Genomic DNA, 19,650 nt, shown 5'->3' on the forward strand with positions numbered 1-19,650 from the left:
TGTCAGATCCTGTTGGGTGCTGGGCCGGTTGATTTGCCAACAACCAGTTCCGCCTCAAGCAATCTGGTCTTGACCGGATCGTCAGGCGATTTGATCCTCTCAATCAACATCTCGGCGGCCAGCTCTCCTGCATGCCGTACTGAGGACCGCGTTGCTGTAAAGATGGGCACATCCTGTCCGTTTTTGAGATAAGAAAGGTCATCATCATGCGCGATGACCGAGACATCCCGGCCAATTCGCAGCCCTGCCTCGTCCAGCGCCCGCCTCACACCAATCGCTGAAATCATCGAGGATGCCAGAATGGCGGTTGGTGGATCGTCCAGTTGCAGCATATCGCGGGTTTCATGATGGCCGTAGACCTCGGTCATTTCGGCGCTGCGCATTAATTGTTGGTCTGGGATCAAGTCCGCCTGTTCCAGCGCTTGTAGGTATCCGGCGCGACGGCGCTGTGCGAAATCCATATCCTCAAGCCCGTTAATCAGGGCAATCCGGCGGTGACCCAAGTCGATCAGGAACTGTGTTGCGCGCCGAAAGGAGCTTTTGTTGTTCACATCGATCCAGTCATACTCTGCATCTATCCCGGTCGAACGACCGTGTACGATAAATGGTACCGCCATCCGGTTTAGCAGATCGATGCGACGCTCGTTGACCTTGGGGCCTTGCAAAACGACGCCATCCACGGCCCCGCGCTGAAACAAGCTGCGATAGGCCCCTTCGATCGAAGTGTCATCCGCGGTGGTGAACATCATGTCGTAGCCGTTCGCAGAGTATGTCCGTGCAGCGCCGGCGACAAAGTCGCCGAAGATCGGGTTCACCATCTCGTGCTGGGACGAACTGGGGATGACGTGCCCGATCACCATGGACTTGCCAGTCGCCAGACCTTTGGCGCGACTGTTTGGCCGATAGCCATGCTTGTCTGCAGCGGCCTGCACGCGCACACGAGTCGCCTCGTTCACCTCTGGATAGCCGTTCAGCGCGCGACTGACCGTTGTCTGCGAAAGACCGAGAATCTCAGAGAGCTGCTTTAGGTTCATATGTTCAAAGCGCCTTCAAATGGATGCTCACTTGTTTTGTTGTGATTTTTTGCTTCCGTCAACCCGTTTTGGCAATGAGGTCAATAGCGGCAATAATTGAGGGGTAGAAAACGATATGTTGACAGAATCTGATTGCCAGCAGATAAAGTGCAACATCCAAAGCGCTTTGAAAAGTTTGCGATGCGCAGATATTACTGGGAGGAGATTTCATGAAACACGCGCTTTATGCAGGTGTGGCTACATTCGCCCTGATGGCGGGAGCGGCTCAGGCTGATAAGGTTACCGTGTTCGGGCCATGGCTGGGCCCGGACCAGGAAAACGTCGAAGCGGTTCTGGATGGCTTTGCAGCCGCGACAGGCCACGACTACGCGTATGTTGGTTCAGATAGTTTCGAGCAGCAGATCAGGATTGATGCAGAGGCAGGCTCGGCGCCGAATATAGCCGTTTTCCCGCAGCCTGGTCTGGCGGCGGATATGGCCAAGTCGGGTTTTCTGACACCGTTGGGCGACGGCACCGCTGATTGGGTTCGTGACAATTACGCAGCTGGACAATCCTGGGTAGATCTGGGCACTTTTCCGGGGCCCGAAGGGCAGGATCACCTTTATGGGCTTTTTTACAAGGTAGATGTGAAATCCCTTGTTTGGTACGTGCCTGAGAATTTCGAGGATGCCGGTTACGAAGTTCCGACCACGATGGAGGAGCTGAAGGCTTTGACCGATCAGATCGTCGCAGACGGAGAGACGCCGTGGTGCATCGGTTTGGGTTCAGGTGGTGCGACCGGTTGGCCAGCGACCGATTGGGTCGAAGACATGATGCTGCGCACTCAATCGCCCGAGGACTATGACGCTTGGGTGTCCAATGAAATGAAGTTCAATGACCCGAAAGTGGTCGCTGCCATTGAAGAATTCGGCGCGTTTGCCCGTAATAACGACTATGTTGCGGGTGGGGCAGGTACGGTCGCAACGACCGATTTCCGTGACAGTCCAAAAGGCATGTTCAGTTCGCCACCACAGTGTTACATGCACCGTCAGGCGTCGTTCATCCCGGCATTCTTTCCTGAAGGCACGGTTGTCGGGGAAGATGCTGATTTCTTCTACTTCCCCGCATATGAAAGCAAGGATCTGGGTAGCCCGGTTCTTGGCGCCGGCACGCTATGGGCAATCACCAATGACAGCCCGGCTGCACATGATCTGATCGCCTATCTGCAGACCCCCGAAGCACATGAGACATGGATGGCCCTGACCGGCTTCCTGACGCCGCACAAAGGCGTTGATACCTCCGTGTTCTCGGATCCGACGCTCAAGAAGATGAACGACATTCTTCTGGGCGCGACCACCTTCCGGTTTGATGGTTCGGACCTGATGCCGGGCGGCGTAGGGGCCGGCACATTTTGGACCGGTATGGTTGACTATGCTGGTGGAAAGCCCGCTCAGGAAGTTGCTGACGAGATCCAATCTTCCTGGGATTCGCTGGACTAAGCGCGTTAAAACCCGGGCGGTCTGCGCGTCAGGCCACCCCTTTTCCCCTTCGCAACGGAGAGCATGATGCATCCGGCAATTCAGGGCCTGCTGACCATCGCCATAGGCGTATCGGGCTGTGTGGGCTATTTCTTTCTGTCCAACCAGTTTCTGGACAAGGTTCTGTTCCCTGCGCGCGGGCCGAATGCCGGCCGCAACATCAACCGCGCGAATATGATCCGGCCTTGGCTGTTTTTGCTTCCGGCGCTTGTAGCGATTGGCCTATATCTGGCCTATCCGGTAGTTGAGACGTTGCGCCTGTCGCTCACGGATCGCATCGCCGGTGGTGGGTATAAGTGGGTTGGTCTCAATAACTACGTCCAGATGGTGGCAGAACCGAAATTCTGGGAAGCCATGCGCAACAATTTGTTCTGGCTGATCGTGGTCCCTGCAATGTCGACTGCATTTGGTCTGTTGGCAGCTCAGCTAACTGATCGGATCCGCTGGGGTAACATCGCAAAAGCACTGATTTTCATGCCGATGGCGATCTCTTTCGTCGGGGCTTCGGTCATTTGGAAACTGATCTACGATGCGCGTCCGGCCGAGCAAGACCAGATCGGGATTCTGAATGCGCTTTATCTGTTCTTTGGTGGGGCCGAGCCGCAAACCTGGCTAACCATTCCGTTCTGGAACAATTTCTTCCTCATGGGGATCCTGATCTGGATTCAGACAGGCTTTGCCATGGTGATACTGTCCGCCGCTTTGCGCGGCATCCCCGAAGAAACCGTCGAGGCGGCGGTTTTGGATGGGGCCAATCCCTTCCAGATATTCTTTAAAATCAAGGTGCCTCAAATCTGGAACACAATTCTGGTTGTTTGGACAACCATCACCATTCTGGTCCTGAAGGTCTTCGACATTGTTTTCGCGATGACAAATGGCCAGTGGGAGACACAGGTTCTGGCCAACTACATGTACGACAAGATGTTCCGCGCCAATGATTGGGGCGTGGGTTCGGCATCGGCCATGGTGATCATGTTGCTGGTGACGCCGATCTTGGTCTGGAACATCCGCAACGCACGCCGGGAAATGGAGTAGGGGATGAGCGATATTGCAGGAACCAAACCCGCCCTTAGATGGATCGTCCAGGCCTCGGTCCTCTTTCTCGTGGTGCTTTGGGTAATACCGACACTGGGATTGTTGATCTCATCCTTTCGCACGGCTGACCAGATCGCGACCAGTGGCTGGTGGAAATCCCTGTTCCCGTCCGAACAAAACCTGACGCTACGCACGGCCGTGCCCAATACGCAAATTCTGAAAAACGGGACGTATGTGATTGAAGGGAACCTGTTCGACGAAGGGCAGAAAGCTACGATCTCAAAGTGGGGTGTCAGCTCCCGCGCGGTGGATGCGTATGAACCCGGTCAGACAGCGGAATTGCGTCGTGGCGGGACTATCACGGTCGATGCAAACGGGAACTACAAAGCGGAAAATGAAGAGGAGTTTACTGGCAGCCGCGGCCCGCGTGTTTTCGTAAGTGCAGAACTTCCACCCGAGTTCACGTTGGACAATTACCACAAGGTTCTCTTGGCCGAGAACAGCACCGACAGTATGGGTCGGGCGTTCTTTAATACTCTCACAGTGACCATTCCTGCCACGATCATCCCTATCCTGGTTGCGGCGTTCGCCGCTTATGCGTTGGCGTGGATGGAGTTCCCGGGCCGCGCGTTGCTGATAGCAGCTATTGTCGGGCTTTTGGTTGTTCCGCTTCAGCTCGCACTGATCCCTTTGCTGAAATTCCATCTTAATATTGGGATCGGCAAAGGGTATCTGGGTGTCTGGATGGCCCACACTGGCTTTGGAATGCCGCTGGCGATTTACCTTCTTCGCAGCTACATGGCCGGACTGCCACGTGATTTGATCGAGAACGCGCGGGTCGATGGGGCGTCTGAGTTCCAGATCTTTACGAAACTGATCCTTCCACTCAGCTTCCCGGCGCTGGCGTCTTTCGCGATCCTGCAGTTCCTGTGGACCTGGAACGACCTTCTGGTGGCCAAAGTCTTCCTGATTGATGCATCAGGTCAAACCACCGTCATGACCAATCGAATTGTCGAACTACTGGGTACAAGAGGGGGCAACTGGGAAATCCTCGCTACCGCTGCGTTTGTTTCGATCATCGTTCCGCTGATTGTTTTCTTCGCGATGCAAAAATACCTGGTCCGTGGCCTGCTGGCCGGATCCGTCAAATAGAGGCGTCTGATGAACGTGCAGAACACTTTAGAACTCTCCAAGTCAACCAAAGCAAAGTCAGAGTGGTGGCGCGGTGGCGTGATCTATCAGATCTATCCGCGCAGCTTTCAGGACAGCAATGGTGATGGGATCGGTGACCTGAAAGGGATCACCCAACGTCTGGATTACATTGCGGATCTGGGGGTCGATGCGATCTGGATTTCACCCTTCTTCAAATCTCCGATGAAGGATTTCGGCTACGACGTCAGCGACTACCGCGACGTGGATCCTATGTTTGGTTCGTTGGAAGATTTCCGCGAGTTACTTGATCAGGCCCATGACAAGGGTCTGAAAGTGATGATCGATTTGGTGCTGTCACACACATCTGATCAGCACCCTTGGTTCGGTGAGAGCCGCGCCAATCGGGACAACCCGAAATACGACTGGTATGTCTGGGCAGACCCTAAACCGGACGGCACACCGCCCAATAACTGGTTGTCTATCTTTGGCGGTTCAGCGTGGCAGTGGGAGCCTCGTCGCCTGCAATATTTCCTGCATAACTTTCTGAGTTCGCAGCCGGACCTGAACTTTCACTGTAACGAAGTGCAAAACGCATTGCTGGATGTGGCTCGGTTCTGGCTGGACATGGGCGTGGATGGTTTTCGCCTGGACACGATCAACTTCTATTTCCACGACAAACATCTGCGGGACAATCCGGCCCTTCCGGTCGAAGAGCGTAATGCATCAATTGCGCCTGCGGTGAACCCTTATAACCACCAGGATCACCTTTATTCCAAAAGTCAGCCCGAGAATATCGCCTTCCTCGAAAGGTTGCGCGCGCTGACCGACGACTATCAAGGCCGTGCCTGTTTGGGTGAAGTCGGTGATGCACAGCGCGGGCTGGAAATCATTGGTCAGTACACCTCGGGCGATCAACGAATGCATATGTGTTATGCCTTCGAGTTTCTGGAACAGCGTGCGTTGACCGCGCCTTATGCAAAGCAGGTCTTTGATCAGCTCGAAGAAAAGGCAGGCGACGCATGGCCATGCTGGGCGTTCTCGAACCATGATGTTGAACGTCATGCCTCGCGCTGGGACCTAAACGATGCGGCCATTCGCCAGCACGCGGTTCTGATGATGTGTCTGCGCGGCTCGGCCTGTTTGTATCAGGGAGAGGAACTGGGTTTGCTCGAGGCAGATGTTCCGTTCGAGAAACTGCAAGACCCCTATGGCATCGAGTTCTGGCCCGAGTTCAAGGGTCGCGACGGATGTCGCACGCCAATGGTTTGGGCGACGCAGGACGAACATTCAGGCTTTAGCACCGGTGAGCCGTGGTTGCCTGTTAGTATGGCCCAAACGGAAAGAGCCGTTGACCGGCTCGAGGCGAACGACCAATCGATGCTGCACCATTATCGCCGCGCAATCGCCTTGCGCCGCGTCCACCCAGCACTAACTACGGGTGCGCAGTCCAACATGAAACAGGTTGGACCTGTGCTGACTTTCCAGCGTGAGGATGCGTCTGAAGCGGTGTTTTGTGCTTTCAACCTTGGAACGGAAGCTCAGCGGGTCGACTTGCCCTTGGGTGATTGGCGGGTCATCGGGCGGGAACTCGGCGGTAGCGACGGTGCAGGAAGCGTTACGCTGCACCCCGCACAGTTTTGTCTGATGGCTAAGGTTAAGGGGTAAACCATGTCAGAACTCAAACTTACGGATGTCGCGAAATCCTATGGTCCGGTCGATGTTCTGAAACATATCGATCTGGATATCGCAAAGGGCGAGTTGATCGTCTTTGTCGGTCCATCGGGTTGCGGAAAATCAACCTTGTTGCGAATGATTGCCGGGCTGGAAAAGATCACCGGCGGCACCTTGGAGATCGAAGGGCAGGTCATGAATGATGTGCCGCCCGCCCAAAGGGGCATTGCCATGGTGTTTCAGTCCTATGCGCTCTACCCACATTTGACCGTGCGCGAGAACATGGCATTTGCACTGAAGATCGCCAAGATGCCTGCTGCCGAGATCGATGCCGCCGTTGAACGCGCGGCCCAGACCCTTCAACTGGATCCGCTCTTGGATCGTCTGCCCAAGGCTCTGTCCGGAGGGCAACGCCAGCGCGTCGCTATCGGGCGCGCCATCGTGCGAGACCCCAAGGTCTATTTGTTCGACGAACCGCTTTCGAACCTCGATGCTGCGCTGCGCGTTGCAACCCGGATCGAGATTGCGCGCCTGAAAGAGGCGATGCCCGAAAGCACAATGATCTACGTGACCCACGATCAGGTTGAGGCGATGACGCTGGCCAGCCGGATCGTCGTTCTTGCCAACAAAGGCATCGCGCAGGTTGGTACGCCACTGGAACTGTACGAAACGCCGGATAACGAGTTTGTGGCGCAGTTCATCGGATCGCCCTCTATGAATCTGCTGTCTGGCAATATTTCCAAAACCGGGGATTTGACAGAGGTCACACTTGATGCGGGCGGAAAAGCCGTTTCATCCATTTCGACCACGCCCGAACAAATGGGTTTGCAGGTCAATATCGGCGTACGACCTGAGGATTTCGTTGCCGACGCCGCCGCTGGGTTTCTGGACGGCGCTGTCGATTTTGTCGAAGCCCTGGGTGAAGTGACCTTGCTGTATTTTGCCAGCAGGCCGGGGGCTGAGAATATCGTCGCCAAGTTTCCTGGCGTTGAACGAAACCGACGTGGGAAAGCTGTCAAATTGAATGCGGACCCGAGCAAAGTGCATCTGTTTCACAATGGTTTGTCAATGCGGAAATGATGAGGGCTTTGTCGCGAACTTTTGGCCAGGAAGTCTTGGTGTTAATGGCGTTTCGGACTTTGATCGAGGCAGACAGTAACAATTTCATTCAAAGGCGCTCATTTCCCAAGGGACGTGATACTACACGCAGTGTTCTTCGATCTTCGTTACCCAGTGTCCTAGGATCTATTGCAAAGTTTCTTACTGAACGAAGAGTTGGTACCGAACCCTCTGCTTGTGCCGCCAATGCCGCAACTTGGCGAAACGGACAGATTCCGGGCGTAAGCTGACCTTTGCGGATCATGTGCGTCACTTCGCTGCTCACTTTGCCCGCAAGGCAGACGTCGGACAACTCGTCGATCTCGCAGATTAAGCGAATGGCCGGTTCGTTGAAGCTGCACCGCAGCGTGGCCAGAGGCGATGAATGACCAGTTTGGGCCGTCAGCCATCGCCTCTGACCCAAAGAGGGCGCTGGGGCCTACTGGCTTGTGGCGGCGCGGGTTCCTTCTCATCGACGCGCGTCCAAAACCCTGACTTACGGGGATGCGTTTTCTTCAGTCTGGCAAAATAGGTTGCATGGTCTGTCATTGAGTCGGGGCGAGTGGGATCCGTCTCTTCAGCCAGCAGCGCCAGTTTCCCGAGGTATTTCGCGCCGTGCCCATAAGCCTTGGAGCGCGCGCGATCCAGGATGTCGTCCAGAAGTGCGCGGTAGAGTATCGTGGCCGCCATCGGAAAATCGTGTTCCAGAAGGGCCGCGACTTTCGGCAGGATGTGCCAATGACCGCCGTCCCAGCGGTGCGGATGCGCCACGATAAGCTTTGCTGCCAGATCGTGTCGCGGCCAGTCGAGGAAGTATTGCAACGCTGCTTCAGGTTCAGCCTTTTCCAAGGCGAGGGCATGGGCGCGTTCCTCGGCCTCAATATCCTCGAAGTCCGGAAGTTGTCTCAGGTACTCCCGCAGGATATCGGCAGACAGTTCAGCCTCGAAACAACGCCAGCGTAGGGCCTGCGCGGCCGGTTTGTCGCCAAAGGCTTCCAGGATACGCGCCTCCAGGCTGACACGAGATGGGGACAGGTCATTGTCGGTTTGCTCAAACGTGCGCCGACCTGGTTTTCGCACCCAATCCAGCGCTTCGGCACTGCGACCGGCCTCAAGAAGCTGCGCTGCGATCTTTATGGTATCCTGCATATGCGGCTGCTTTTTAGTCTCCAACGCGATGAGCAGATCGAGATCCCCCCGCACCGAGGCGATAGTCTGGCGCATCTTGGCCCATTGCGAGGTCATGGAATAGAACCAGCCATCCGGTTTGCGCGCCGCTTCCTCGGCCTGCCGCTCAGCTATGGCATCTTTCAGATCAGCATCCCAGCGAACCAGACTGTCTTGCGGCAGATACGACACGACGGCTTCGGTTACCTCAGTCAGATAGCCGTGGGTGCTTTCGCTAAGCGCGGTCATGATCTTTTCGGGGAGCGCGTCGGCCTCGGGCACGGACAAGCTTGAGGCCAATTCGCCGGTCGCATTGATCGCCTGATAATAGACATCCTGAACACGGCCTGAGGAATCGTCGACGCGCTCGAAAACCTGTTCATGGGTGGCGATGAAGCGCAGCAGTCGATCTATGGCCAGCGCCGGAGCGACAGGACCAAGTTCCGACGTGATCGTTTCGGTCAGGCTGCGCAGATCGTCGGCAAAGGCGCGAGCCTTGTCCCATTCGATGAACCTCTTTGCCCGCGCCAGCCCGGACAGCCGCCGATCGATCAGTTTGGCGATGGCTTCGGGGCCGGATTTCCCGGCCAACGCCGCCTTGACCTGCCGCCGGAACCCTGCATTGCGCTCGGCTTCCTCCAGCACCAGTTGCGCGAGCTTGTCGGCGCCGAGGTCTTTCAGCTTGTCAGTGGTCAGGGCAGGTTTACGCGCCATGGCAGGTCTCGGTAGCGAACTGTTTCCCAATAAGTGCCTCGACCAGATCTCGGGAGCAAGTATAGGATGTCCGGAAACACGATCGTGGTTTCCCGCTTGATCCCATCACCGGCAACAAGAAAGCTTCACTGCGGCCTTTTCTGCCAGCATTCTTTTATTACAGTAAGATGGCATCGCTGATCATCGTCGTATTAGTTTTTCCGCAAATATGCCCAAGAGACATACCCCTTTAGTTTACGAGCACGCTCCAATGAAACGCGGCACCAACGTGTGCCACCGGTCTGCTCGCAGCTGTGAACTCGTAGTGCGGTTCCATTTGGAAGACCAACGATCACATTGAACCCTGTTCCAGGTCCACTGCGCATTTTTAGCATGTCACCGTCTTCGACTCCAAAAACCTCATATGGTCCGAGTGACGCGGCCGCAGCCGGTTCAACGTCCATGACGACCCCCAGGAACAAAGCCATTAGGGGTAAGAAGATTGCATTGCGCATCGCGATGTCCTGCTTATTGCCTCAACGACAATCGTAGCAACTGGGGTCACCAAGAGGAACATCTCAAGACAGAAATGTACGCGATACCAAAGCCTCAAACGCTACAATTCTTCCAAATGGTGGGGAACCCTGGCCCAGTTGGGGGCATCTTTCACAAAAACCTTGCTCGTTGGCTTGAAGTTGTTTGGCTCATCCAATGTCCCAGCCGCAATGCTCGTCAACCCGAAGGCTGTCACGCCCCACAAGCCTGATCCGCAGGTGCCACAAAAATGCTTGATGACAGGTCGACCTTCCTTTGAGGTCTTCTCAAAGGTCCGTGGTTTGCCTTTCAGCAGCTGCAGGTCTTCCGACTTTATCATGTACCCGGCATAACCATCTGTGCCAGTCATTGTTAGGCAATCACTGCAAAAACACATGAGTTGCATTACTGCGCTGCCAGTGACCTGATATCGAACCTCACCGCAAAAACATCCGCCTTCCAAGATTTCAGCCACGTTGCTTTCATCCTTCTATTTCGTTTTGGAAGATATGAGAAAATCGTACCTACTCTGGCCAATGGTCACAACGGTTCCAGCAGCGGAATGTGGAATGGTGCCAATATGAGCTCCTGTACCTGGATGGGTACGAGGCAAGCATCAGACAGATTGAGTTGTCGAATGTTTTCATCACGGTTCTGAATCCTTGCCAATTGACTGTTCCAGCAAAGTCATTGGACAGACGGTCTGAATTGACCGACAATCGGATCATGGAGCTGACAGACACCACACCTGTGCACCTGATCCATGTGGACCCTGAGATCAACATGGCGCGGTTCTATGGCATCGAGTTGCAGCCGACGTTGTTTGGGGAGGTTTCAGTGCTTCGTACCTGGGGGCGTATTGGCACGAACGGGCAAGCCATGATGGTTACGTACGATGACGAAGCCCAGGCCTCTGAAGCGCTCCAGAAACTTGATAGTCAGAAACGTCGTCGAGGCTATGTGCCGGTAGGTGAATAACCTAGGGCTGCTAATCCAGTGTTGCACCGGGCCTTTGAGCTGTCATTTGGACTGGCAGTTGCTTTGCACGGAACTTGAAAATACGGGCCGTTCACTGTTTCCTTAGCAAATCCCGAGCCTGTCGTCTCGTGACCGGGCTCTAGGTTCCAGCCGACGTATCGGCTTCCACCCAGAACACCCCAGCATGATCTCCCTGACGCAATAGCCCCTGAACCGTCTTTTGCAAGCCGGGGCAGGGGCATTGGGCCATGGTCGCTTCCTGCCGTGGTGATCTGCCCGTTCGGGTGACGATCCCTTTTGCGCTCTCGCAGGATCGAAGATCCCTTGGTTTCTTTTGTTGGTCAGGCGGGGTTTGGACGAGCCAAACGCCGCCCTCCGGCAGGGGGAAGGCGCGGCCTCCCCCCTCGGACAAGACAAATAGACAAGACCGTGTCCTCGGCTGCGCCTGCGGGCCGCTCCACTCTTGTCGATTTGTCCTGTCTCGCCCCTCTCCGCGTTCGCCACGGGGCAGGTTTTAGAGACGACGCCCTTTCAGGGCTCGGCTCAAAACCAGCACCAAAGGGGATCAGCCCCGGAGGTCGCACCACAAAAGGAGAGACGGTTTTGAATAGTGAAGCGACAAAAGACCTCGAGAACGACACCTACCTTCAGGCGGCAGAGATCGCAGCCCAGAATGACCTGTTTCGAAAAGCCCTGATCGACCCAAATGCGGCGATTGAGGTGCACTCCGAGGGCATTCAGGGACAGGTGTTTGTCACGCCCGGTGTGTCCGGCGAAGGGGTGGAGTTCCAAACCGCTGCTTTGGCTGCAGTGGCGTCAGATGACCAGTTTGACGAGGGCAATGACCCATATGGCGATCACACATTCGGAACGGTGACAATCAGCGGCCAGAAGCTGTTCTGGAAAATCGATCTTTACGACGCGGATTACAAATACGGGTCCGACTGCCCGTCTGATCCCGCAGCGACGCGCCGTGTCCTGACCATCATGTGCCCCAGCGAATACTGATCCCAACCCCAAACCTGAAAGGAGGTGAGTTCATGAACCCATACACCCTCGCACGTCAACGCCAGTTGGCTTGGAAGAACCTCAAGAAGGGCGGCCTATCCGGCAAGATCGCCCGCGCCTTCTTGAAACAACACGCAGCCGCCTAAGCGGCCCCGCTCTACCCCGGAAGGGGTAGGGCACCCTTAACACGAAGCAAAACACTCAAACAAGGATTTGTCCCATGAGCAAAGTCGAAACATTCACCGCACCGGAAACCATCGAAACCGTTGGCCTGACCGATCTCTACCTGTCCGATCTGAACCCACGTCAGGAGGTGACCGAAGACGGCATTGCCCTGCTGGCCGACAGTCTGATCATGTGCGGCCTGATCCAGAACCTCAGCGGATTGCGGGATGCAGATGGCAAAGTCGCCATTGTCGCCGGTGGTCGCCGCCTGCGGGCTCTGAACATCGCCGTGACCGAACGCGCCGATCTGGCACAGGTCCCCGTGAAGATCACGGACAACCCTTTTGTGGCCGAACAATGGGCCAATGCAGAAAACACCGCGCGTGAGGAACTGGACCCGGTGGACGAGGTCCGAGCCTATGGCAAGATGGCGGAGAAATCCCTGTCTGTTGCCAAGATCAGCAATGCGTTTGGCGTGACCGAAGCCCATGTACGCCGCCGCCTGGCACTTGCCGGTTTGCCCGCCGCTGTATTGGATGCGCTCAAGGCTGGCGAGATCAGCATGGGACTGGCCAAAGCCATGACCGTCAGCACCGAGGAAGAGAAAATTCTGGAGGTATTGGAGCGGGCCAAGGAGTGCCGGTGGTTCAGTGAGCATGATGTTAAACAGGCCCTGACATCTGAGGCTGTCAGCAGCAGCAACCGCAAGGCCGTGTTTGTGGGGCAGGAGGCCTATGTTGAGGCGGGTGGCACGATCACCGCTGATCTCTTTGCCGATGAGATCCTGTTCAATGAAGGCGCGCTCTTGGATCATCTGTTTGCTGAGAAACTGGCGGCTGAAGCAGAAAAGCTGCGCGAAGTGGAAGGCTGGGACTGGGTGGACACCCATGATGAAAGCTACATTCCCTATGGGTTCACAGGCACAGAAGGCATGCACCGTCTGGACATGGTGAACCGGGAGTTCAGTGAAGAACAGTCTGAGCGGTATGACGAACTTGCCGAACTCTATGAGGCAGAGGCTCTGGACACGGAGGGTGAAAAGGAGTTAGCCGCGCTCGAGGACTATGTCGTGCCGTTCTATTCCGACGACCAACGCAAACTGTCCGGTGTATTTGTCTATGTCGGCAACGCTGGCGAGATCAAAACATCCCCGGCCTATGTCGCTGCGGAACATGTGCAGGCCGCCATTGAAGCCGGTGTTCTGGCCCCTCTTGAAGAACCTGAGGTCAAAGAGACACCAAAACCTGCCTATTCGCAGAAGTTCATCGATGACATGATGGCGATCCGGTTGGCGGCGGTTCAAACGGCTTTGCTGGACAAACCTGATTATGTGTTGAGCCTGTTTGCCTTCTATGCGACACCGGCATCCGGTCATTATGACAGCATTTTCGGGTTCGGATACGGCGGAGCAGAGAACAACACGCCCGAGATTGACGACCAGTTTAATCTTGATCCGCGTCTTGGTGGGGAACGGGATGAAACGGCAGAGGCCGCCAATGACCAATTCAACGAGATGGCCGCACAAGGCAGCGTGGAGGCGTTCAAAGCGTTTCTCGATCTGGGCAAGAAAACCCGCAATGGTGAAATCACCGCGTTTCTGGCGCGGCGGTTTCTGACCCAGCGCCCGGAGTTCATGGCGGAGATCGAGGCTGAGATTGGCGCTGACATGCGCACGATCTGGACCCCGTCCGCAGAGAACTGCTTCAAGCGTCTGAAAGGCTGGCAGCTTGATGATCTCTACAAGGACGTGCTGGACTTGCACGGTGACACCGACATGTTCAAAGCTTTCGCGAAATCCAAGAAAGGCGCGAAGAATGAGGCGATGCACAAGCTTTTCAATGACAACGCGCATCAGGCGGCACTGGGTGTGACCGATGCGCAGAAAGCCCGGATTGACGCGTGGGTGCCTGATTGCTTCTGAACCCAATAGGGCAGGGCGCATAGCGCCCTGCCTTCCAACGGCGTTGTTCTCTTTTAATTCAACGCTTTACGGTGTTTTCACTTGAAAGGATGTAGCTTGTAGGCTACATTTAGGTATGATAGAAATACGTAAGACTGACCTGTTCGACAAGTGGCTCAAGGGCTTGAAGGACCAAAGGGCGAGAGCCAGGATTTTGGTTCGCATCACGCGGTTGAGTTTGGGTAATCCTGGTGATGTAAAGCCGGTTGGTGAAGGTGTGAGTGAACTGCGTATCTCGGAAGGTAAGGGGTATCGCGTTTATTATGTATCGCGTGGCGACGTTTTGATCGTTTTGCTTTGTGGTGGTGACAAGTCATCCCAGCAAATTGACATCAAAACCGCCAAAGCGATGGCAACAGAGTTGGAGTGAATAACATGGGTGTTAAAACAACGAAGTTTGAAGCGGCTGACTATCTGGACAGCCCCGAAGCCATTCAAGCCTATCTTGAAGCGGCTTTTGAAACCAGCGACACGGCCCTGATCGCATCGGCGCTTGGTGATGTTGCCAAGGCTAAAGGCATGTCAAGCGTGGCCGACAAATCCGGCTTGTCTCGGGAAAGCCTCTATCGCGCACTTAGCGAAAACGGCAATCCCGAGTTTGGCACAGTGCTGAAAGTGCTGAGTGCGGTGGGTGTGACGCTCACCCCAAAATTGCACGTGAGTTAACCGTTCAGGAAGGTCACCCGCCATGTCTACCAACGCGGCCCAGTCCAAAGTCGAAAAAGCCATCCACCGCGTCTGGAAATCCGCGCAGATGTTTGTCGGGTTTCATACGGATCAGACCGGCAAGCAGCGCACGCAGCCAAAGCTCTGGCCGCCAAAGAATGGGAGCGCGTCGATCCACAACGACCCCAGCGCCCAAGAAGCGATTGTTGTTGTCAAAGCCGCAGACCCGGAGACCGCACAGGACGTGCAGATCAAGCTGCACCCAAACCGCATTGTTGTGCGCCGCGATGCAGATATGTGGTGGCAGGGTGTGGCCGTGGATGAGCATACTGTGACGGTCCGAATGGCCGACAACACGATCATCGAAATCCGCCATGACGGTTCGGTGAAACGCCGCTCAGCAGAAGATGAAACCCATGTTGAGGCCGATGGCAGCATCTTCAAGTTCACCGAATTTGCCGAGGCGCATATGACGGGGGATGGGGTGGAAATGACCCGTCGCACCGAGGATCGCATTGCCACCATCACAGCGGACGGTGTTGTCGATCGCGCGCGTAAGCGTTAGCCTGAACTCAATACCTCCAGACTTTCCTTCGGTTAAACTTGTGGCCCGCTTCGGTGGGCCTCTTTCTTGGGGCGGCATCGCGCGGCCTTTGTTCATGCGCGGGTCCTGCCGCCAGGCGCGCGGGTCTGGGTTATGTAACCGCGATATCCAACCCGCCAAATTGAGTCCGCCTGTTAACCTGATCCACGCAAGCGCAGACCAGGGCCGGACCGTCCGGTCTTTGGCCTCCGCCAATTGGAAAGCGCGACTTGCACCGCCAGCGATCTTTCATTCTTTGCTTCGAGGTCATACCGGCCCCGTAAGGCCACCCGCACTGGGAACAGTGTACCGCGCCCGTGTTGGATCGAGGCGATGTTGCCGCCACATACAGTATCGCTTTGTTCGGATGACCCGTGCGCACCGATCCCAGAAAGCCTTGCCTTTCACCTGGCCTGACAGCTTCAATCCCGTTGCCGGAGATGATCCTCGGCTGCCGGTGTTTCTGAACGGATGAACATAAGCGGGCAGTCGGGAAAGACGCGCGGTGCCCGGCCCGGGCACCGCGCTTCAACAAAGAATTTCCCCTGCGCCTGCGGCGCATTCCGCGCGGATCAAATTCCCTGCTGACATCCCCTTGCTGCCCGCTTTTCCCATGTTCATCGAAACACGTCATAGCGAGGATCAAACAATGGCAACTCAAACTCTGAAACTGAACGTCAAGACCGGCGAAAAAGAAGGCAAGACTTTCTGGGATCGGTGCGGGGTTCTCTTCGTCAACACCGATGAGGCCGGCAACATCACCTCGATCCAGGTCAAGCACAGCATGTTCCCCGGCGTCGAGATGGTGGCCTTCCCGAAGCGCACCGATGACGAGCCGGTCACCGAATGACACGAGGGCAGGGCGGCGCAAGCCGCCCTTTGCCTTGCTCCGGCCAAAGAGCCGGACCACACATGCGCCACACGTGACGCGCGGACCAACGGCCGGGCAGGGGCACCGTCCGGCCGCAATGCGGCAGTTCGCACCCCTGCCACACCCGCCGCGCAGGCGGCGGGAAATCGAGCGCGCTGAGGCGCGCGGAAAATGCCATACTGAACTTGAACGTGCCGGAATGTGACGGGCGCTGTTCGGGCAGCTCCCGCTTTGCGTGATTGCCCTGCGCCAGTCCACCGGCACCCACGCCTGCTGGCTGGAAAAGGGGCGGGACCCTTTTCCCGGCGTGGAAATTGCCTCCAAGAGTAAAACTGTTCCGAGGGCAATTTGACAAATGACGGATTTCTAAAATCACCCCCGGTTTCCTCTTGGAGAGTATGACAGGATAAGGTAGTTGTGTTACAAGTTACAAATACAACTAAAGATTGATTGAGATTTGGGCGAGAGCAGAACCTCTGACACCACCGTTTTCTCCGTGCGATTGCCAGTGGATGCGCTGGAGCGTCTGGAGGCAGCTGTGACCGTGCTGAGGGCCAAGAGCCGCAATCAGGTCATCCAGCGATTGATCTATCGGTTGATCGGTTATCTCGATCCTGACCCCGCTGTTGTGGATCTCTGGCAGAAGCATTTGCGGCAGGTTCAGGGTGGGTACACCAACCTCAATCAGCTTGCGAAATCGGCCAAGCGCGGCACTGTGATCTGGACGGAGGACGACCGCCGCGACGTCGAAAATCTCCATCGAGCGATCATCCAGCACCGGCAAGACCTGAAGGCGATGATCACTGCGGCCCGCCGAAATCGAGAACCAGAATCCGCCATACGCCGGATCTTGCGCGACGACAATTGGAGGCCTGAAGAGTGACCGCTGCGGCTCACGATATGACAGCAGGCGACTTCCTAGAGCTTGCCTTCCGTGAGGCTCAGAAGGGCGTCGATCGTTCTAAGCAGATCACTCAGCAGCTGCAGACCGCCAAGCGGATGAAGTTCATGATCTCGCGGGCCTCATCCATCAAGGCGCGGCTTGGTGCCGTGGTTGGAAAGCCCGAGGCGGTTGTAAAGCACGTCCGCAAAGGTGGTGTGAAAAACGCGCACGAGCTGCGCCGCCAGATCAACTATCTGACCGTCAGGGCAGAGGGCGTGTTGGACATCCGCGACAACGGCGTGACCCCGCTTGATGCGGATCAGGTCAGTGATTTGATCGAGACTTGGGCCGAGGATTTCAACGGGAAAACCAACTACGGTTACACCCGTCACATGATCGTTTCTTTTCCCGAAGGCACCTATCCGGACGCCGCTCATGAGGCCGGTTTGGAGTTCGCAGATCGCTTATTTGGCAGCGGTGATTTTGGCGATACCTGGGACTACCTGACGGTGTTCCACAACGACACTGACAACCCCCATGTCCACATCGTTGTGAACAACCGAGGCGTCGAACATGGGCAGTGGTTGGCTATGGGTATGAGCAGCGAAATGAACATCGACGTTCAGCGTGCCATCCAGGTTGAGGTTGCAGAGGAATACGGAATTGAGCTGACCTCGACGACCCGCCTTGAGCGCGGTTTGCGGCAGGAAGTTGAGACCGACACGTGGAAAGTTCAGGCCGGAATGTCAGTTGTTGAAAGCACTTCGGAAGTCGAAGCTACGGCCCGCGACATGGCCGCTGATGTAATGACTCTATCCATCGCAAGAATGTCGGATCTGTTTGATGAGCGCGCCAACGCCATCAAAGCCCGGATCGAAGAGTTTGCCATCCAACTCGTTGAAAGTGAGGAACCTATGGTATCGAGAATGGAACATCTACTAGACCAAGCCCATCATTTTGATGATTACGGCGAGCCGGGAGACCCCGATTACAAATCACCGAAGTTGATGCGCGAGCTGCGTCAACACATCGAATTGGGTGGCGATGAGGAAACAATCAGCCCTGATCTGAAAGCCCGCGTAGTCCAGCACATTGATGCCCATCAGCACATTGAAGAAAGCGGCGGAACGCTCTCGGCGATGGCTGATATTGTCGATCACAAAGACTATCAAGCGTCCGAAAACTATTCGCCGCCAGCGGTGCGCTATGACGCTTACATGCGCGATACTTTGGGCGAGGATGCCAGTGACAATTGGTCGAAGAAGTCCGCTGAAATCTTGCAGTCCATCGAAAAAATGGAAGGGCTGGCGCGCGAGGTCGCTGACCCTCATTTGCGCGTTTCGATGGACATTCAGATAGGAGAGTTGAAAGGTGACGTAGCCAACATGCGGCCCAACGATCCCGACCTGCAAGCCTACATCATCGAGGACCGGCGATATTCAACCCTGATGGATACTGCCGAAATGGATACCCTCGACTATCCGGAGGCCGAACAGTGGGCGGCGATCCGCAAGGAAGTCACCGACACGGCCAGCAGCCACGGCCTCGATGGCGAGGCGTTCGTTGCCCGCTTTGGCGATCATCACAACGTCACTTTGGGCACTACAATGGGATGGCGCAGCGACGACATTTTGACCGCAACGGCCCACTTCCAGGCTCAAGGATTGTCGGACAGCCACGACCGGGCAGAGGCCGTTGTTGACGAGCTGCACCAGCTTGCGTCTTCCAGGATCATCGCAATCTCAGAAGAACTTTCAGACGTTCACGCCCACGCAACGCACCTGCTCTTGCAAGGGCGGGGCGACGATGACGGACACAGCTTATAGGACTTCACCCGGTCTGCCTGATGAGTGCGCCAACGCTCTAAGCAGATCCATCACAGAGTTTTCCATCAACTCGCAAAGGAAAAACTATGGTTTCGCGTACAGACTATCTTTTGAACGAAGTCGAACACTTCGCACCCTATTCCCAAATTCGATCAATCCGCCCCGCGCGAGGATCGCGTTTCAGAGCAGATCGACATCATCATGAAAGAGCAGCAGGCGATGGGCTTTGATCGTGCAGCCATCGCTTCAAAGAGCTTCGACATCGAGGACCAGGCCAACCGCCGTGTTGACGAACATACGGCGCAAAAAGATCTGGTCGAAGAACTGAAAATCGAATTGGAGGCTGCGGAGCGGTCAGGGGAGCCGGTTGATCTGAACGATATGCAGGCTCTGGTTTCTCAGCACATGAACGAAGCTCAGGAATACGACCTGTATCACCCCTACTATTCGTCCCTTGCGGATCTGTCCGGCGATAAGGGTTTTCAGGATTCCGACGACTACCAGTCGCCCGGTGATCGCTATGTTCAGTATATGCAATCCGCTTTGGGGCAAGCCGGTTTCGAGAACTACGAACAGCAGACCAAGGACATTGTGAACTCCATCGAGAACATGGAGGCTCTTGCACGAGAGGTTGAAGATCCGCATCTGCGTGCCGCAATGGACGTGCAGATCGGAGAGCTGAAGGGCGATGTTGCCGAGCTACGCCCATATGACACCGACCTGCAGGCGTACACTGTTGCTGACGACAGTTACACCACATCCATGAACGCGGCCGAGTTGGACAACCTGGACCCGTCCGAGGCCGAAAA

18 protein-coding genes and 1 pseudogene are annotated in these 19,650 nt (G+C 55.8%); 15 read left to right on the forward strand and 4 right to left on the reverse strand.

What is annotated here, in order from left to right; translation table 11 throughout:
• Positions 1-2 precede the first annotated feature (2 nt).
• A complete protein-coding gene (locus ACR0AD_RS19225; RefSeq protein WP_480489047.1) occupies positions 3-1,034 on the reverse strand; it encodes a LacI family DNA-binding transcriptional regulator in 1,032 nt (343 codons plus the stop codon).
• 209 nt (positions 1,035-1,243) lie between these two features.
• On the opposite strand from ACR0AD_RS19225, the gene ACR0AD_RS19230 reads away from it, so the two are divergent.
• The 5 genes from ACR0AD_RS19230 (at position 1,244) to ACR0AD_RS19250 (ending at position 7,489) form a co-directional block, all read left to right on the forward strand.
• Complete coding sequence (locus ACR0AD_RS19230; RefSeq protein WP_480489049.1) at positions 1,244-2,512, forward strand: ABC transporter substrate-binding protein; 1,269 nt, start codon at positions 1,244-1,246, stop codon at positions 2,510-2,512.
• 66 nt (positions 2,513-2,578) lie between these two features.
• Entirely contained in the window at positions 2,579-3,586 is a 1,008-nt protein-coding gene (locus ACR0AD_RS19235; protein WP_480489051.1) for a carbohydrate ABC transporter permease, read from the forward strand.
• A 3-nt stretch (positions 3,587-3,589) separates the two neighbouring features.
• On the forward strand, positions 3,590-4,738 hold the full coding sequence (locus ACR0AD_RS19240; RefSeq protein ID WP_480489052.1) for a carbohydrate ABC transporter permease: 1,149 nt from the start codon (positions 3,590-3,592) through the stop codon (positions 4,736-4,738).
• A 9-nt stretch (positions 4,739-4,747) separates the two neighbouring features.
• Positions 4,748-6,403: an alpha-amylase family glycosyl hydrolase gene (locus tag ACR0AD_RS19245; RefSeq protein ID WP_480489054.1), complete on the forward strand. Its 1,656-nt coding sequence runs from the start codon at positions 4,748-4,750 to the stop codon at positions 6,401-6,403.
• Between the two features lie 3 nt (positions 6,404-6,406).
• On the forward strand, positions 6,407-7,489 hold the full coding sequence (locus ACR0AD_RS19250; protein WP_480489056.1) for an ABC transporter ATP-binding protein: 1,083 nt from the start codon (positions 6,407-6,409) through the stop codon (positions 7,487-7,489).
• A 420-nt stretch (positions 7,490-7,909) separates the two neighbouring features.
• Here the strand turns inward: ACR0AD_RS19250 and ACR0AD_RS19255 are convergent, their stop codons facing one another.
• The 3 genes from ACR0AD_RS19255 to ACR0AD_RS19265 all read right to left on the reverse strand — a co-directional run bounded on the left by ACR0AD_RS19255 (position 7,910) and on the right by ACR0AD_RS19265 (position 10,376).
• Positions 7,910-9,388, reverse strand: coding sequence for a DUF6880 family protein (locus tag ACR0AD_RS19255; protein ID WP_480489058.1), 1,479 nt, complete (start codon positions 9,386-9,388; stop codon positions 7,910-7,912).
• A 191-nt stretch (positions 9,389-9,579) separates the two neighbouring features.
• Entirely contained in the window at positions 9,580-9,831 is a 252-nt protein-coding gene (locus ACR0AD_RS19260) for an SH3 domain-containing protein (protein WP_480489080.1), read from the reverse strand.
• Positions 9,832-9,983: 152 nt separating this feature from the next.
• The gene (locus ACR0AD_RS19265; RefSeq protein ID WP_480489060.1) at positions 9,984-10,376 is read right to left on the reverse strand and encodes a GFA family protein; all 393 of its coding nucleotides are present in this window, start codon (positions 10,374-10,376) and stop codon (positions 9,984-9,986) included.
• Between the two features lie 215 nt (positions 10,377-10,591).
• Here ACR0AD_RS19265 and ACR0AD_RS19270 point away from each other — a divergent pair, with 215 nt between their 5' ends.
• The 10 genes and pseudogenes from ACR0AD_RS19270 to ACR0AD_RS19315 all read left to right on the forward strand — a co-directional run.
• Positions 10,592-10,879 (forward strand): WGR domain-containing protein, encoded by a 288-nt coding sequence (locus ACR0AD_RS19270; RefSeq protein ID WP_480489061.1) that lies wholly within the window; start codon positions 10,592-10,594, stop codon positions 10,877-10,879.
• A gap of 603 nt (positions 10,880-11,482) precedes the next feature.
• Positions 11,483-11,887, forward strand: coding sequence for a DUF3768 domain-containing protein (locus ACR0AD_RS19275; RefSeq protein ID WP_480489062.1), 405 nt, complete (start codon positions 11,483-11,485; stop codon positions 11,885-11,887).
• 220 nt (positions 11,888-12,107) lie between these two features.
• Positions 12,108-13,973 carry a ParB/RepB/Spo0J family partition protein gene (locus ACR0AD_RS19280; RefSeq protein ID WP_480489064.1) on the forward strand — a complete coding sequence of 622 codons (1,866 nt, stop codon included), beginning with the start codon at positions 12,108-12,110 and terminating at the stop codon, positions 13,971-13,973.
• Between the two features lie 115 nt (positions 13,974-14,088).
• Complete coding sequence (locus ACR0AD_RS19285) at positions 14,089-14,382, forward strand: type II toxin-antitoxin system RelE/ParE family toxin (RefSeq protein ID WP_480489066.1); 294 nt, start codon at positions 14,089-14,091, stop codon at positions 14,380-14,382.
• 5 nt (positions 14,383-14,387) lie between these two features.
• Entirely contained in the window at positions 14,388-14,678 is a 291-nt protein-coding gene (locus ACR0AD_RS19290) for an addiction module antidote protein (protein WP_480489068.1), read from the forward strand.
• A 22-nt stretch (positions 14,679-14,700) separates the two neighbouring features.
• Positions 14,701-15,243 (forward strand): hypothetical protein, encoded by a 543-nt coding sequence (locus ACR0AD_RS19295; RefSeq protein WP_480489070.1) that lies wholly within the window; start codon positions 14,701-14,703, stop codon positions 15,241-15,243.
• A 667-nt stretch (positions 15,244-15,910) separates the two neighbouring features.
• A complete protein-coding gene (locus ACR0AD_RS19300; RefSeq protein ID WP_480489072.1) occupies positions 15,911-16,111 on the forward strand; it encodes a hypothetical protein in 201 nt (66 codons plus the stop codon).
• A 529-nt stretch (positions 16,112-16,640) separates the two neighbouring features.
• Positions 16,641-17,015 carry a hypothetical protein gene (locus tag ACR0AD_RS19305; protein WP_480489074.1) on the forward strand — a complete coding sequence of 125 codons (375 nt, stop codon included), beginning with the start codon at positions 16,641-16,643 and terminating at the stop codon, positions 17,013-17,015.
• Positions 17,012-18,841, forward strand: coding sequence for a relaxase/mobilization nuclease domain-containing protein (locus tag ACR0AD_RS19310; RefSeq protein ID WP_480489076.1), 1,830 nt, complete (start codon positions 17,012-17,014; stop codon positions 18,839-18,841). The genes ACR0AD_RS19305 and ACR0AD_RS19310 overlap by 4 nt, the downstream gene beginning before the upstream one ends.
• 201 nt (positions 18,842-19,042) lie before the next feature.
• Positions 19,043-19,650 (forward strand): annotated as a pseudogene (locus ACR0AD_RS19315) (hypothetical protein); the annotation flags it as partial.

This window comes from Ruegeria sp. BH8 (assembly GCF_056538065.1).

What these genes read in the sequence shown, in the direction of transcription:
- ACR0AD_RS19225 (WP_480489047.1), bottom strand. Translation starts at nt 1,034, where the DNA reads ATGAACCTAAAGCAGCTCTCTGAGATTCTCGGTCTTTCGCAGACAACG.
- ACR0AD_RS19230 (WP_480489049.1), top strand. Translation starts at nt 1,244, where the DNA reads ATGAAACACGCGCTTTATGCAGGTGTGGCTACATTCGCCCTGATGGCG.
- ACR0AD_RS19235 (WP_480489051.1), top strand. Translation starts at nt 2,579, where the DNA reads ATGCATCCGGCAATTCAGGGCCTGCTGACCATCGCCATAGGCGTATCG.
- ACR0AD_RS19240 (WP_480489052.1), top strand. Translation starts at nt 3,590, where the DNA reads ATGAGCGATATTGCAGGAACCAAACCCGCCCTTAGATGGATCGTCCAG.
- ACR0AD_RS19245 (WP_480489054.1), top strand. Translation starts at nt 4,748, where the DNA reads ATGAACGTGCAGAACACTTTAGAACTCTCCAAGTCAACCAAAGCAAAG.
- ACR0AD_RS19250 (WP_480489056.1), top strand. Translation starts at nt 6,407, where the DNA reads ATGTCAGAACTCAAACTTACGGATGTCGCGAAATCCTATGGTCCGGTC.
- ACR0AD_RS19255 (WP_480489058.1), bottom strand. Translation starts at nt 9,388, where the DNA reads ATGGCGCGTAAACCTGCCCTGACCACTGACAAGCTGAAAGACCTCGGC.
- ACR0AD_RS19260 (WP_480489080.1), bottom strand. Translation starts at nt 9,831, where the DNA reads ATGGACGTTGAACCGGCTGCGGCCGCGTCACTCGGACCATATGAGGTT.
- ACR0AD_RS19280 (WP_480489064.1), top strand. Translation starts at nt 12,108, where the DNA reads ATGAGCAAAGTCGAAACATTCACCGCACCGGAAACCATCGAAACCGTT.
- ACR0AD_RS19285 (WP_480489066.1), top strand. Translation starts at nt 14,089, where the DNA reads ATGATAGAAATACGTAAGACTGACCTGTTCGACAAGTGGCTCAAGGGC.
- ACR0AD_RS19290 (WP_480489068.1), top strand. Translation starts at nt 14,388, where the DNA reads ATGGGTGTTAAAACAACGAAGTTTGAAGCGGCTGACTATCTGGACAGC.
- ACR0AD_RS19295 (WP_480489070.1), top strand. Translation starts at nt 14,701, where the DNA reads ATGTCTACCAACGCGGCCCAGTCCAAAGTCGAAAAAGCCATCCACCGC.
- ACR0AD_RS19300 (WP_480489072.1), top strand. Translation starts at nt 15,911, where the DNA reads ATGGCAACTCAAACTCTGAAACTGAACGTCAAGACCGGCGAAAAAGAA.